This is a genomic window from Cupriavidus sp. HE11 (assembly GCF_056097175.1).
This window is the reverse complement of record NZ_CP184465.1, coordinates 1,975,971-1,989,830: the sequence shown is the minus strand read 5'-3', so window position 1 is coordinate 1,989,830 and position 13,860 is coordinate 1,975,971. Positions and strand designations below refer to the sequence as shown.

Below are 13,860 nucleotides of genomic sequence, written 5' to 3'. Positions count from 1 at the left end.
GTTCAGCGTGGACCGGCGGCCGGCAGGTTCGGGCGGCCGTACAGCGAGCGCGCGCCCGCAGGCGCCGTGCTGGCGGCCGGCCGCCCCAGGCACCGGAACACCAGCCACAGCAGCGCCAGCGGCACGAAATTGCGGCCGCTGAACAGGTTCGGCACACGCAGGATCTCCATCAGCGACACCAGCAGCACGGCATGGGCACAGCACCAGAATCCGTTGCCGGCGCGCCATCCCGCGTAGCTGCGGCCCAGCAGCCACCCCATCAGCGCAGCCTCCAGCAGCGCGAACCCGCCCCACTCGTAGAAATGCACGAAGATGCCCGACGGGTTGTTGAACTCCGGATCGCCGAAGGTGTTGAGGAACATGCTGTATCCATCGTCCGCGCCGACCAGCGGGCGGAAGCTCTCGCCGATGATCGGAAACCGGATCAGCCAGTCGAATGTGAACGTCGGCGCCCCGGTGCCCCATCCCATGATCGTCAGCAGGCCCGCACCGTTGTTGATGGCCGTCGAGTAGTACAGGCCCAGCCGTTCCAGCGCGAAGTCGAAGATGTTGTCGTAGATGTTGACGTAGTACGTTTCCCACGACCGGTTGTATTCGTTCGCGATAAAGAAGCCGATCAGCGGCGGGATGGCGGCAAACGGCCCGAGTGCCAGCAGCGCCGCGCGCAGCGACCCGCGCGGCGGCCGCAGGCGAAAGCGCGCCATCATCAGGGCCCAGGGCAGCACCACTTCCACCAGCGCCAGCCGCTCGGCAAAAATGAAGCTGCGCAACAACGTCAGCACGAACAGCACGCCCAGGTAGGCGTGGTAACGGTTCAGGCCGCCCGGCGGGGTGCGGAAGATGACGAAGTACAGGGGCACGTAGGCTACCGACGCCTGGGTCAGCGTGCTGATGCCCACCACGCGCCCTTTCAGTTCGAGCACGTCGTAGGTACTGGCGGACCCGTTCAAATAGGAAAGCAGCACCGCCGGCCGGGCGATCACGCCGCCCATCATCACCACGTAGCCGATGCAGGCCAGCCAGAACAGCGCATCGAGCACCAGCGGAGACAGCGCCACCGGTGCGTCGGCGTCGCGTGGGGCCAGCACGCGCTCTCCCAGCGCACCGGCTGCAATGGCAAGCAGGAACAGCGCACCGGCCATCGCATAGGTGCCGTTGAAGTAGATATGGTCGATGGCCTTCTGATCGCCCAGCAGTTCCAGCGACACAAGCCCGTACAGCGGCAGGATGAAGCACAGGAGCAAACGCGCGGGATCGTCCCACCAGTAGCCGTCGTACGCGTTACGGGCGCCAGGTATCGTCATCGGTGCGCTCAGCTCGATGCCACCACCAGCGGTTCGGCCACCGGCAGGCCCGGTACCAAAGATGCCGAAGGTGCCGAATCTACCGCAGGTGGCGCGGCAACCGCATCCCGCGTCATGGCCGCATGCACCAGTGCCCGGAACTCCCGCCGGAACCGCTCCGGCGAGAACTGGAGCGCATTGCGGCGGCACGCCCCCGGCTGGAATGGCCCGCTTTCCTCGAACCGGCAAACCGCACGAACGATATCCTCGACGGTCTGGCGCGGAAAGAACACACCGGTGCGCAAATCGCGGTCACGGCTGTCGATGACCGTCTCGCGGGCCCCGCCCTGCCCCAGCGCAATCACCGGCGTACCGCAGGCCTGGGCCTCCACGGCGACGATCCCGAAATCCTCCTCCGCCGCAAACACAAAGGCCCTGGCGCGCTGCATGTGCGCCACCAGCACGTCGGCAGGCTGGTATCCCAGGATCCGCACGTTAGGCGTCGCCATCTCGCGGATGCGGTCCAGGTCCGGGCCGTCGCCGATCACCACCAGCTGCTTGTCCGGCATCGCAGCGAATGCTTCGACGATCAGGCTCACCCGCTTGTAGGGCACCAGCCGCGATGCCGTCAGGAAGAAGTCCTCGCGCTGCTCGCAGAGGCTGAACTGGTCGATATCGACGGGCGGATAGACCACGGTCGAGTCGCGCCCGTACACCTTGCGGATGCGCCGCGCCACATAGGCGGAATTGGCGACGAACACGTCCACGCCATGCGCGGTGCGATGGTCCCACATCCGCATGTAGTGCAGGATTGCCCGCGCCAGCCAGCTTTTCAGGCCGCGCGTCAGCTTCGACTCGCTCAGGTATTGGTGCTGCAGGTCCCATGCATAGCGGATCGGGGAATGGACATAGCTGACATGCAACTGCCCGGGCCCGGTGATCACCCCCTTGGCAACCGCGTGGCTCGACGAGATCACGAGGTCGTAGGCGGACAGGTCCAGTTGCTCCACGGCCAGTGGCATCAGCGGCAGATACGACCGGAACGACTTGCGCGCGCGGGGCAGCTTCTGGATGAAGGTCGTCGTCGCATGCTTGCCCTGCAGCGCCCCACGCTGTGCGTCGGGAAAGAAATCGACCACGCTGAACAGGTCGGCCTGGGGCCATACCTTCAGGATCTGTTCAAGTACCCGTTCGGAACCGGCATATGTGGCGAGCCATTCGTGGACGACGGCGACCTTGCCGAAGGCGGCGTCATCGGTGTCGTGCCGGGGGTTCATCGTTGTGGAAGGCATGGGGATATCTCGCCAAGTAGCCGCGCGGCGGTGTCGCGCCAGGAATACCGTTGCACATGGGCGTAGCCGCGCTGCCGCATTGCGTCGCGCAACGTGCCGTCCTGCATCACATGCGTAAGCAGCTCGCCGAACTCGGCCGGGCTGGTAGGTCGGAAATAGAGCGCAGCGGTACCACACGCCTCGCGCACCGAGGGCAGGTTCGACGCCAGCACGGGGCAGCCCAGCGTCATGGCCTCCACGGGCGGCAGGCCATAGCCTTCATACAGCGAAGGAAAGACAAAGCAGGCGGCATCGCGGAACAGTGCCTTCAGGTCGGCATCGTCGACATAGCCAAGCCGCGTGACCGGCGCCGCATCCTCGTTGTTCAGCGGCCGGAATACGCTTGCCGATCCGCCAACGATCACCACGTCGTAGTCGGCCCCATGCAGCATGCCCACGGCCTCCACCACCAACCGGAAGTTCTTGTGATAGCTGGCGCTGCTGACCGCCAGCACGTAGGGCCGGTCCGACAGCCCGAATTTTCTCCGGATGCCGGTCACCTCCGGCAGGCGCAGCATATGGTCGCCACTAAGCGGCAGCACGCCGATCTTCCGGCCCGGGATGCGATAGGCGTCCGCAATTTCCCGGCGCGAGAACTCCGATACGGTCAGCACCCTGCGTGCCACACGCCCGACCCACGGCGCCATGACCCGATACCACGAGCGGAACGCGCGCGAGTACGCCTGCGGCACGCGCACCGGCGCCGCATCGTGCATCACTGTCACCTGGTTCCGATACAGCAACGGCGCCGCATTGCACAGGTTCAGCAACAGCGCCCCACGCGCCGCCAGCGGCAGGCAGATCTGTTCCCAAAGCTGGCCGCTACGGCGCCCGATGGCATGCCCCACCGTGCGCACGTGCAGGTGGGGGAACTCGCCCGGATCGACTTCCACGCCTGGCGGCACGAGCAGTTCGAACGACAGGCCGGCCGTGGTGCGATCGTTATCGGCCACCAGCCGGTCGATGGCGCGCACTACCTCGTGCGCGAAGCGGTCGACCCCGGTGGCGCGCCGACCCAGGAAGCGCCCATTGATCGCAATGGTCTCTGGCATCGCGTGCGCTCCTAGTGGCCGGCCCGCGCGAGCGGGTTGGCGATGTACCGCACCACACGGTTGCTGAACGACGCCACCGGCAACAGGCAAAGCGTGGTCAGGCATCCCACCGCCACCTTCTTGCGCAGGCTCCAGAATGGATTGGCGACGATGGTGTGGAAATACCGTCCCGATTCATGCTGGAACCAGTGCCATCGGCGCGCCAGCGTTGCGCCGTACACGTGCTGCGCGAACCGGGCCTTCTCCACGGAGAAATCAAGCACGCCCGGCGGCAGGTGGATGCCGAGCCGATCCCTGGCAAGCTCGCGCAGGATCTGCCAGCGCCGTGCCGATTGCCGGGCGCCGGCCATTGCATCCTCGGCATTGGCGAGCGACAGGCCGCTGTCCTGTGCGTCGCCGCGCGTATGCCGGTGCACCCGGTAGCCGCCCAGCGCCACCTCGACCGCGCCGACGTCGCCCAGCAGCGCCACGCCGTAGATGGCGTAGAAATCCGCGCCATGCATGTTGTCGGCACCCACCGGCACCGGAAAGATGCGGCGCAGCGCATCCACGCGATACGCATTGCCCGAGCCGGGTGGCGACGGATACAGCCATCCGGCACGCAGCATCCGCCCGCAACCGTCGGCGCGAATCGACTGCGGCACCTGGACGCCGGTGGGCGCACCATCGGCCGTCATGACATCGAGCCGGTACTGCACCTTGACCGGGTCGCCCTTGGCGAAAGCCGCCAGAACCGTGGCGGCGGCTTCGGGATACAGCGTGTCGTCGGCATCCAGAAAGAGCACATACGGCGTGCGGACACGTTCGAGCGCATGGTTATATGCGGCTACCTGCCCGCCGTTTTGCTGGAACACGGCTTCCACGCGGGCGCCATAGCCCTCGATGATCGCGCGGGAGCCATCGGTGGAGCCGTCGTCGATCACCATGACATGCACGGGCGTGAACTGTCCCAGCGCCGAATCGATGGCGCCCGCCACGTACTGCGCATAGTTGTAGTTGGCAATCACGACGGTGAGCGCGGGCGATGCGATGGGGTCCGGCATGGTGGCCTCCGTGACGAGTGGGCGAGCTACAGCGAGTAGTCGGCGTGGAAGCCCAGCCGGCTGGCCTCGCCGTCGGCAATCGCGCGCTCCAGCAGCCGCAGCCGCGCGCCGGCGTTGCGGCGCTTGCCATACAGGCGTAGCAGCCGCAGGAACACGAAGCGGTTGAGCCGGTACATCAGTCCGGACGTGGACCAGTGGTTGCGATCGAACCAGGCCTGGTTGCGGCTGCTGTAGTAGGCGCGGAAATCGGACCCGCTCAGCAGCATGCATTCGAAGTGGTTCTTCCAGTTGCGCTTGACGTTCCAGGAGCCTTCCAGGTCTTCGAGCCGCGCGGCCGTTACCAGTGCGATACATCCGCCACGCGCCGTCAGCCGCCACGTGTACTCGGTATCGTCGGCGTACAGCACGAGTTCGGGCTCGGGCAACCCCAGGTCCACGTACATCTCGCGGTGTCCCAGCAGGCCGCCGTACGGCGCGAACGGCAGATGCACCACATCGGGAATCGCGTCGGGCCGCGGCCTTCCCCACGGGGTACGCCGCCAGATCTTGTAGGGGATGCGCCCCACGTGAAAGCCGAAGTAGCTCGACCTCGGCGGCATCGCCAGGCCCACCGGCACGCCCGCCGCGATGTCACCCTGGTGATCGGGGCGGAACCCGAGCACCGCCGCGCGGCGGCGACCCTGCTTGCGCGTGAGCAGGTCCAGTTGATGGCAGAGGACGTCGAGCGCGCCCTCGCATGGCGCGTTGTCGTCATCCATCAGCCAGATGTAGTCGGTGGTATCGCGTTCCAGCGCCCGGGCAATGCCCACCGCATAGCCGTTGGCCGACCCCGTGTTGGCGGCAAGCCGCACGACGGTGACGCGCTTTCCCCAGACGGCTTCCAGCGGTGACAGATCGGCACTGGCATTGTTGCTGACGACGATGGCGTGCGACACGCCTTCGCGCTCGAAACTGCGCCGCAGCAGCTCGGCACAGTAGTGCAGGCGGTCGCCGTAGGTGACGGTCACCAGCGTGATGCGCTTGTGGTGCAGGTGCGCCATGTCGGTTCTCCGTGTCAGGCTGGCGTGCCAGGATGGCCTTCGGTGGCGCCGTAGGCGTAGCTGTAGCGATGTAGCGCGCCGGTGAAGTCGTTGAAGATCACGCCGCGCACCGCGACACTGGCCTGGGCCAGCCGCCGCGTGCTTTCATCGATCTGCTCGACCGTGGTCACCCGGTGGCGCGCCACCATGAACACCGTACCGGCAAGGCGTCCAAGGACCAGCGCGTCGGCAACCGGCAGCAGCGGCGGGCCGTCGAGCACCACCATGTCGTATTGCGCGGCCACCCGCTGGACCAGCGCCGACAGCTCGGGCTGCAGCAGCAGTTCGCTGGGGCCGGCCGTAAGCGCGCCAGTCGACAGGAAGTCCAGACCGTGCGCCACACCACGCCGGATCGCGTCACCGGCTTCGCAGGTGCCGGCCAGCACCTCCGCCAGGCCGGGCCCGCGATCGACCCGGAAGCGCTTGTGCAGCACGCCATTACGCAGGTCGGCATCGATCAGCAGCACGCGCCGGCTCGACGCACCGGCCAGTGTCGCCAGGTTCGCCGCCACGAACGACTTGCCCACGCCCGCAGTGGGCCCCGTGATCAGCACCACGCGATTGGGCGCATCGCTGAGCGCAAAATGCAGCGTCGTCCGCACCGCGCGCAGGCTTTCGATGGCCGCGTCGGGCAGTTGCGCGTGGCCGCCGCGCAGGTGGGTCCGCGCCGTGCCAAGCGGCCCGGTCAGGCGGCTGCGCGGCACCGTCGCATAGACGGGAATGCCCGTGGCAATCTCGATCTCCTCGCGATCCTGCACTGTGCCCACGATACGACGACGCGCCATCGCCAGCACGATTCCCGCCAGCAACCCCGTCAGCAGTGAGCCCGCCACGGCCACGCCGCGCCGGGGCTTGATCGGTGTCTCGGGCGGAGTGGCCGGATCGATAAGCCGCACGTTCGCCACCTTGCCGGCCCGCACCAGCGTCAGCTGCTGGCGCGCGTTCAGCCGGTTCGTGTACAGCTCCGTATCCACCTGCATGTCGCGCTGCAGTTGCAGCACCTTCTGCTCGATCAGCGGCAACTGGCGCGTCCGCCCCTGCACGACGGACAACGCCGCCTGCGCCTCGCGCAACTGGCCGTCGATGGCCAGCAATGCCGGGTGCTTCTCGGTGTACTGCGTCAGCAGTTCCTCGCGCTTCTGGCGCAGGTCCACGAGCCGCGTCTCGGCCTCCACGCTCTGCTGCAGCAGCGCCCGGGCCTCCTGGCTGGTATCGACGGTACCCTGCTGGGCGCGAAAGGCGTTGTAGCGGCTTTCGGATTCCCCCAGCTGCTTCTTCAGTTGCGGCAACTGCTCGTCCAGGAAACGGATCGACTTGTCCGCTTCCTCTGACCGGCGGCGCACGTTCTGGTCGACATACTCCCTGCCGATCTCGTTGAGGATGCGCGACGCCTGGACCGGATCGACACTGTCCAGCGATACGCCGATGATGTTCGACTGCTTGCCGCGTTCACCAATCGCCAGCGTTTTCTGCAGCCATTCGGTGGTGGCGGTCTCGGAGTAGCGCTTCAGCGTGAAGCTGGCGCCGGGCTGCCCGTCCGCCGTGCGTACCAGCAGCGCCAGCGGCCCGCGCGGCGTATCGGCGCGCAGCAGCATGCCGACGCGGCCCTGCAGCGACACCACCGGGGCGCCGAACGTCGACGACAGCTCCAGGGTGAAGGCGCCGTGCTCGCCCAGCGTGAGCGTGAAGGGCTGGCCCTGATAGGTCGCGGGCACGTCGAAGGTGGTGACCTCGATACGTTCCTTGCCGTAGACGTGGCCGCCAATCGGGCGCGAATAGCCTTCGGCGCGCTCGGCCAGCCACCAGCCGATCACGGGCAGGTAGCGCGGCGTGACGTCGAGATGGAGCCGGAGCGCTTCCACCGCACGCGATACCACCATGCGCGAACTGAGGACCTGGATCTCGGACGTAGTGTCGGGCTTGATCTCGGGCGTGAGCTTCGGGTCTCCTGACATGGAACGGTTTTCGATGGTGCTCGGCTCCACCTGGATCAGCATGTCCGAGCGGTAGACCGGGCGCGTGAACACGGCATAGGCAATGCCGGCCAGCAGACAGGCCGAAGTCGTGCACACGATCAGCCAGCGGCTAGCCGCCAGCGTCGTCAGCGGGTTCATGGCACGCACCGCCGGGCGGGACGCAGGCTCATATGCCGGATTTGCCAGGTACGAGGTGTTCATGACCGAGTGTCTCCAGGAATTCCGGGGCCTAAGGCGCCAGCGCCCGGCTTGCCGTGGCGGTCTGCGCGGTCGGCAGGAGCAGGTTGACCACCCGGCTCCAGCGCACGAGCGACGATGTGTCGACAAACACCACGTCGTTCGCCTGCAGTGCAAACCCGTCGGCCAGTGCCATCGCCGAAGGGGTGCTGGCATCCAGATGGAAAACCCTGGGCTGCGTGCCGCCGTTGCCGCGCACCACATACACCTGCTGCGCATCGCCCGAGTACTGGCTCACGCCGCCCGCATCGCCCAGCGCCTGGTTCAGGCTCAGCTTGCCGTTGTTCATCGTCAGCGCGGCGTTGCGTGCCACCTCGCCAATCACGTAGACCTTGCTGTCGTTCGCGGCATAGACACGCACCAGATCGCCGTCGCGCAGCAGGATGTCAGACGGGTTCGCGCCTTTGGCGATCAGGTCTGGCAGGCTCACGCGCGCCGTTTGCTCGCCGCGCGTGACGGCAATCCAGGATCGATCCGCCGCCGAGCTGAACCCGCCGGCGCGATTAATGGCCTCTGGCAGCGTCATCGGCACGTCGTTGATGATCTGCAGGCCGGCCTGCTGCACGGCGCCGTCCATGTACACGCGCTTGCTGCGATACGCCTGGATGCGCAGCGTCACCTGTGGATTGCGTACGTACTCCGCCAGCCGCTGCGTGAGCCGGTCGCGCGCTTCGGCCTCGGTAAGACCCGCAACCGGCACCATGCCGACGAAGGCATACTGGACATTGCCGCGCGCGTCGACGGTGTACCCCGTGACCACGGCATTCGACCCCGATGTATCGACGCCGCTAGTCACCTGCAGCGCAGGCAGGTTCAGTTCGGGATGCCCCCAGACCACGATGCTGAGCACATCGCCGGGGCCCAGCACATAGGGCCGTGGCTTGTCGAACAGCGCGCGCACCTCGGGGGCGACCCCGTCGGGTTGCGCTGCGCGCTGCGACGCCAGCAGCGCGCTGTCGATCTCCACCAGGCTGTCGCGCGACACCGACTGCACGCCCTGCATCGGCGGCAGGCTGGTTACCGGCGCGGCGGACTGCGACGACTCCTGGCCCGGCTGGGGCGCCGGCGTGGTGGCCTTGTACGTCATACCAGGCGCCATGGCGCAACCGCCCAGGAAGTGCAGTACCACGCCCCAGAGCAGGACGGCAGCCAGGCGCTTGCGCCAGGGCAGGTCAGTATGCGCCACGACCATGGATCACCACGCCGATTGTCTTGAACAGGATCACGATGTCGCCGGCAAAGGTCCAGTTGCGAACGTAGGCCACATCGAGCGTCACACGCTTGTCGTAGTCGGCATCGTTGCGCCCGCTGACCTGCCAGAGCCCGGTGATGCCGGGCAGCACGCGCAGGTAGTACGACACCGAATCCCCGTAGCGTTCCAGCTCCTTTTCCACCACCGGGCGCGGCCCCACCAGGCTCATGTCGCCGCGCACCACGTTCCATAGCTGTGGCAGCTCGTCGATACTGGTCTTGCGGATAAAACGCCCCAGCGCCGTGACGCGCACGTCGTTGCGCAACTTGAAATCCTTCTCCCATTCGGCGCGTGCCGCCGGATCACTGGCGAGCAGCTCCTTGAGCACCGCGTCGGCATTGCGCACCATCGACCGAAACTTGAGGCAGCGGAATTTGCGGCCATCCATTCCGACCCGGGTATGACCGAACACGCACGGGCCGCCGTCGCGCATCACGAGCAGCGCCACAGTCAGCATCAGCGGCGACAGCAGGAGCAGCAGCACCAGTGCCGCGCCGACATCGAACGCGCGCTTGGCGGCATGGCCGTAGGCACCGGCGTAACGCTGGCCGGCTTGTTGTGCCGGTGCGAAGCCATCGGCCAGGCCCGGCGACAACGCCGGCGATGCGGCGGTAAAGCGCGTGGGCAGGATGCCCGATCTGGCAAGCAGTGACTTGATGAAGCGCATGGCGCCTTCTCCCGTGAGCCCAAGTTGACGATGGCGCGGTACTCAGGCGCAGCGCCCGTAGGTATCGGCGATGCGGACGATGTCGTCCTCGCCCAGATAGGCGCCCGATTGCACCTCGATGACTTCGAGCGGCAGCTTCCCGGGGTTCTCCAGGCGGTGCGTGACACCAATCGGGATATAGGTCGACTCGTTCTCGCTCAGCAGGAACTGCTCTTCGCCACGCGTGACGCGCGCCGTGCCCCGCACCACGGTCCAGTGTTCGGCGCGGTGGTGGTGTAGCTGCAGCGACAGCGATGCCCCGGGGTGCACGACGATGTGCTTGACCTGAAAGCGCTCGCCCTGATCGAGCGAGTCGTAGCACCCCCACGGCCGCTGCACCTTGCGATGGTTCTCGGCCTCGCTGCCCTGCTGCCTGGCAAGCCGTTCCACCAGCCCCTTGACGCCCTGCACCTGGGAGCGATCCACCACCAGCACGGCATCGGGCGTTTCCACGACGATCAGGTTGGTGGTGCCCACGCACGCCACCAGCCGGCCGTCGGCGTGGACATAGCACGAGGTAGCGCCTTCGTACATCACGCGGCCGCGCGCGGCATTGCCGTCGTCGTCCTTGTCGATGGCATCCCACACCGCGTCCCATGAGCCCAGGTCCGACCAGCCTGCCACCAACGGCACCACCACGCCCTGCACGCCGTCGGTGCGCGCCAGGTGCTCCATGACGGCGTAGTCGATCGAGTCGGACGGGATGGCCGCGAACGCCGTGGCATCGGGGTGGAAGTACGGGCCGTCCTGACGGCCCTGCCCGAAGGCACCGGCGCATGCCGCGTGCATGTCTGGCTGCAGGCGCTGCAGCGTGGCCAGCCAGGTGCTGGCGCGTACGACGAAGATGCCGCTGTTCCACCAGTACTCGCCAGACGCCACGTACTGCTGGGCAATCTCGGCGGCAGGCTTTTCGACAAAGCTGTCGATGGTGCGCGCCACGTCGCCCAGCGCCGCGCCGATGCGGATGTAGCCGTAGCCGGTATCCGCGCGGGTGGGCGGTACGCCAAGCGTCACGATGGCGCCCTGCTCCGCGAACCGGGCGGCATGCGCAACGGCGTAGCCAAACGCTTCTGTATCGGCGATGACATGGTCGGCAGGCATGACCACGAGGATGCCGTCTTCTCCCTGCGCGATCGCCAGCAGCGCAGCCAGTGTCAGGGCCGGCGCCGTGTTGCGGCCGGCGGGCTCGACCACGATCTGTGCCTCGGTGCCGGACGCCGCAAGCTGCTGCGCCGTCATGAACCGGTGCGGCTCGCCACACACGATGATCGCGGCGGGGTCAGCGTGGCGACCATCGCGCAGCACCGCCATGCGCCGCACCGTGGACTGCAGCAACGAATCGCGTCCGATCACATCGATCAGCTGCTTCGGATAGTGCTTGCGGGACAGCGGCCAAAGCCGAGTGCCCGCGCCCCCCGCCAGTACCACGGGGCGGATCCGCAGCGTGCTCTGTACGCCGCCACACGTGACGGCGGCATGGGAAGGGAGATCGGCGGGGGCAGTGATAGGCATCCTGGGCTCCTGTTCGGGCAGCGCGAACGGCATAAAACCGTTTTGCTGCACCGAAGCATAGATGCGCAAAAATGCATCAATTACCCGATGTCCGATAATGCAGAATATTTGACCGATGCAACTTGAAAACCGGTTTGAAAACGTATTTCCGGTGATACAAGGCCATTATGTCATCACGCCGTCTTGCATTTATGCGTGCACGATTCCCGTCCACGGTGCGCGAGTGCCCCGCAATGCAGCGAGGTGCCATCCGCCTTGCACAATGGCAGTGAAACCGCTGATTTGCCTGATATTTTTATCATATCCACATGCAGAAGCGGACAAACGCGGCGTAACAGTTACCAGAACTGATTCATTTCTGATAATCGCATTGCGCCGTATGCCGCATTTTTCAGTTGATTTTCAATGCTACCCGCGTCGATCGGCCAACATCACGTAAAAATCAGACACACGGCATTGTGCGTCGCCGCAAATTGGATATGATGCAATGCAATAGATTCGCCTTTCAATCGCCTTCGCAAGGGATGGACACGCCATGGATCACCTTGTCGAGATGCCTGCGCCGACCCGCCCCCCGGGGCCCTTTATCTTCGCCGGACATGCCCACACGCAACGCATTGGCCTGCTGTTGTTCGATGGGTGCTCGCTCCTGACCGCAGGCATCATCGCCGAGGCGTTCCGCGTGGCCAACGAGCTTGAACTGCAACGCAACGGCCGGCCGTTCTACCAGCTGTCATTACTGTCCTACCGCGGCGGCAACATCGCGTGCTCGTCGTCGGTGCGCATCTGGACACAGGGTCTCGACGCGGCGGGCCAGCGAGGTTTCGGGGCCGTGTTCATCGCCTGCAGCGAGCGCGAACCCGCAAGCGAGCGCGATGCCCGCGTGTCCAGCGCCATCATGGAAGTCAGTGCTTCGGCGCTGGAACGCAGCACGCGGGGCCGCGAGCTGCTGGCGCCACGGGTATCGCGTGCCGGGGCGGCTAGCGGCCAGGAAGGGGGCGCCGGCGCGTCCGCGTCGGTCTTCTGGTGCCGGGGCGGCACGGACCATGCGCCCGAAGTCATGCCGTCGGCCGTCGACATGGCGCTCGCCCAGATCGAGGCAGACCTGGGCCCCGAGGTGGCAGGCGAGGTGGCCCGGCAACTCGATCCGCGCCGCGAGACGATACCCGAGATCGAGCCCTACGACATCGACGACACGCCAGACCTGTCGGCCGCCACGGCCAACAAGATCCTGGCCTCGGCGCGCTGGATCGCCGAGCACTACATGGAACCCATCTCGGTTGCCGATGCCGCGCGCTTTGCCGCGATGAGCGAGCGCAACTACCTGCGCCGCTTCAAGTTCACGATCGGCGTGACGCCGTCGGAGTACCTGTTGCAGACGCGGCTCGACATGATTTGCCAGTTGCTGGTCAAGACAACCCTGCCGGTGGACAAGATTGCCCGGCGCTGCGGCATGGGCAACGGCGACCGGCTCGGCAAGATCTTCCGCAAGCGGTTTGCATTGTCGCCCACCGAGTATCGGAACCAGGTGCCGGCGGGCCCGGGGCCGGATCCCACCTCAACCTGAGGAGTGCTGAGCATGCGTAACGAACTGCTTGACCTGGCCAAACTCGACTGGATGGCACGCGAACTCGCCGAGCCTTACAAGTCCGCCCCGCCCTTCCCGCATGCCTGTATCGACGACTTCCTTGACCCGGACATCTACCGCGAAGCCAGCGACGCTTTCCCGAGCCGGAAGGAAGGCAGCTGGTTCAAGTATCAGTCCGCTGCCGAAAACCTCAAGCTCCAGATCCAGGACTTCTACGCCATTCCGCCCGCCCTGCGCGCCTTGATCGTCGAACTGAACGGTCCTGGCTTCATCCGTTTCCTGGAGACGCTGACCGGCGTGCGCGGGCTGGTGCCCGATCCTCACCTGCATGGTGGCGGGCTGCACCAGACGCTGCCCGGCGGGCATCTGGGCCTGCATATCGACTACAACTGCCACCTTGAATGGAAGCTCGACCGGCGGGTAAACGTACTGTTCTACCTGAACGACACCTGGGAGGACAGCTGGGCCGGCCATCTGCAACTGTGGGACGAGAGCGTGCAGCATTGCGTGCAAAAGATCGCGCCCATCGGCAACCGGCTGGTTGTCTTCAGCACGAACGAATGTTCCTGGCACGGGCACCCCGTGCCGCTGGCCTGCCCCCAGGGCGTCACGCGGCGTTCGATCGCGCTCTACTACTATTCGAACGGCCGCCCCGAGGACGAGGTGGCCGACGTTCACACGACCCGCTTCCAGGCGGCACCCGGCGCCCGTTTTCCACTGACTGCACGTGACATCCTGACCGGCATTACCCCGCCTTACGCCAAGGCGCTGGCGCGACGCATCGTAGGCCGCTGACCGGCG

11 protein-coding genes are annotated in these 13,860 nt (G+C 66.3%); 2 read left to right on the top strand and 9 right to left on the bottom strand.

Annotated features, from left to right (window positions below):
• Window positions 1-2 precede the first annotated feature (2 nt).
• The 9 genes from ACOABP_RS26290 to ACOABP_RS26250 are packed head-to-tail and all read right to left on the bottom strand — an operon-like array spanning window position 3 to window position 11,471.
• A complete protein-coding gene (locus ACOABP_RS26290; RefSeq protein WP_474228635.1) occupies window positions 3-1,304 on the bottom strand; it encodes an oligosaccharide repeat unit polymerase in 1,302 nt (433 codons plus the stop codon).
• Between the two features lie 8 nt (window positions 1,305-1,312).
• Window positions 1,313-2,575, bottom strand: a complete 1,263-nt coding sequence (locus ACOABP_RS26285) for a glycosyltransferase family 4 protein (protein WP_474228633.1) — start codon at window positions 2,573-2,575, stop codon at window positions 1,313-1,315.
• Window positions 2,557-3,666: a glycosyltransferase family 4 protein gene (locus ACOABP_RS26280; protein WP_474228631.1), complete on the bottom strand. Its 1,110-nt coding sequence runs from the start codon at window positions 3,664-3,666 to the stop codon at window positions 2,557-2,559. The genes ACOABP_RS26285 and ACOABP_RS26280 overlap by 19 nt, the downstream gene beginning before the upstream one ends.
• Before the next feature lie 11 nt (window positions 3,667-3,677).
• Window positions 3,678-4,709: a glycosyltransferase family 2 protein gene (locus ACOABP_RS26275; RefSeq protein WP_474228629.1), complete on the bottom strand. Its 1,032-nt coding sequence runs from the start codon at window positions 4,707-4,709 to the stop codon at window positions 3,678-3,680.
• 26 nt (window positions 4,710-4,735) lie between these two features.
• Window positions 4,736-5,749: a glycosyltransferase family protein gene (locus ACOABP_RS26270; RefSeq protein ID WP_474228628.1), complete on the bottom strand. Its 1,014-nt coding sequence runs from the start codon at window positions 5,747-5,749 to the stop codon at window positions 4,736-4,738.
• 14 nt (window positions 5,750-5,763) lie between these two features.
• Window positions 5,764-7,965, bottom strand: coding sequence for a polysaccharide biosynthesis tyrosine autokinase (locus ACOABP_RS26265; protein WP_474228627.1), 2,202 nt, complete (start codon window positions 7,963-7,965; stop codon window positions 5,764-5,766).
• Window positions 7,966-7,993: 28 nt separating this feature from the next.
• Entirely contained in the window at window positions 7,994-9,187 is a 1,194-nt protein-coding gene (locus tag ACOABP_RS26260) for a polysaccharide biosynthesis/export family protein (protein WP_474228625.1), read from the bottom strand.
• A complete protein-coding gene (locus tag ACOABP_RS26255) occupies window positions 9,174-9,920 on the bottom strand; it encodes a sugar transferase (RefSeq protein ID WP_474228624.1) in 747 nt (248 codons plus the stop codon). Before ACOABP_RS26255 ends, ACOABP_RS26260 begins: the two co-directional genes overlap by 14 nt.
• Before the next feature lie 42 nt (window positions 9,921-9,962).
• Entirely contained in the window at window positions 9,963-11,471 is a 1,509-nt protein-coding gene (locus ACOABP_RS26250) for a mannose-1-phosphate guanylyltransferase/mannose-6-phosphate isomerase (RefSeq protein ID WP_474228622.1), read from the bottom strand.
• 535 nt (window positions 11,472-12,006) lie between these two features.
• On the opposite strand from ACOABP_RS26250, the gene ACOABP_RS26245 reads away from it, so the two are divergent.
• Complete coding sequence (locus ACOABP_RS26245; protein ID WP_474228620.1) at window positions 12,007-13,038, top strand: GlxA family transcriptional regulator; 1,032 nt, start codon at window positions 12,007-12,009, stop codon at window positions 13,036-13,038.
• 12 nt (window positions 13,039-13,050) lie between these two features.
• Window positions 13,051-13,854: a 2OG-Fe(II) oxygenase gene (locus ACOABP_RS26240; RefSeq protein ID WP_474228618.1), complete on the top strand. Its 804-nt coding sequence runs from the start codon at window positions 13,051-13,053 to the stop codon at window positions 13,852-13,854.
• Window positions 13,855-13,860: the final 6 nt, after the last annotated feature.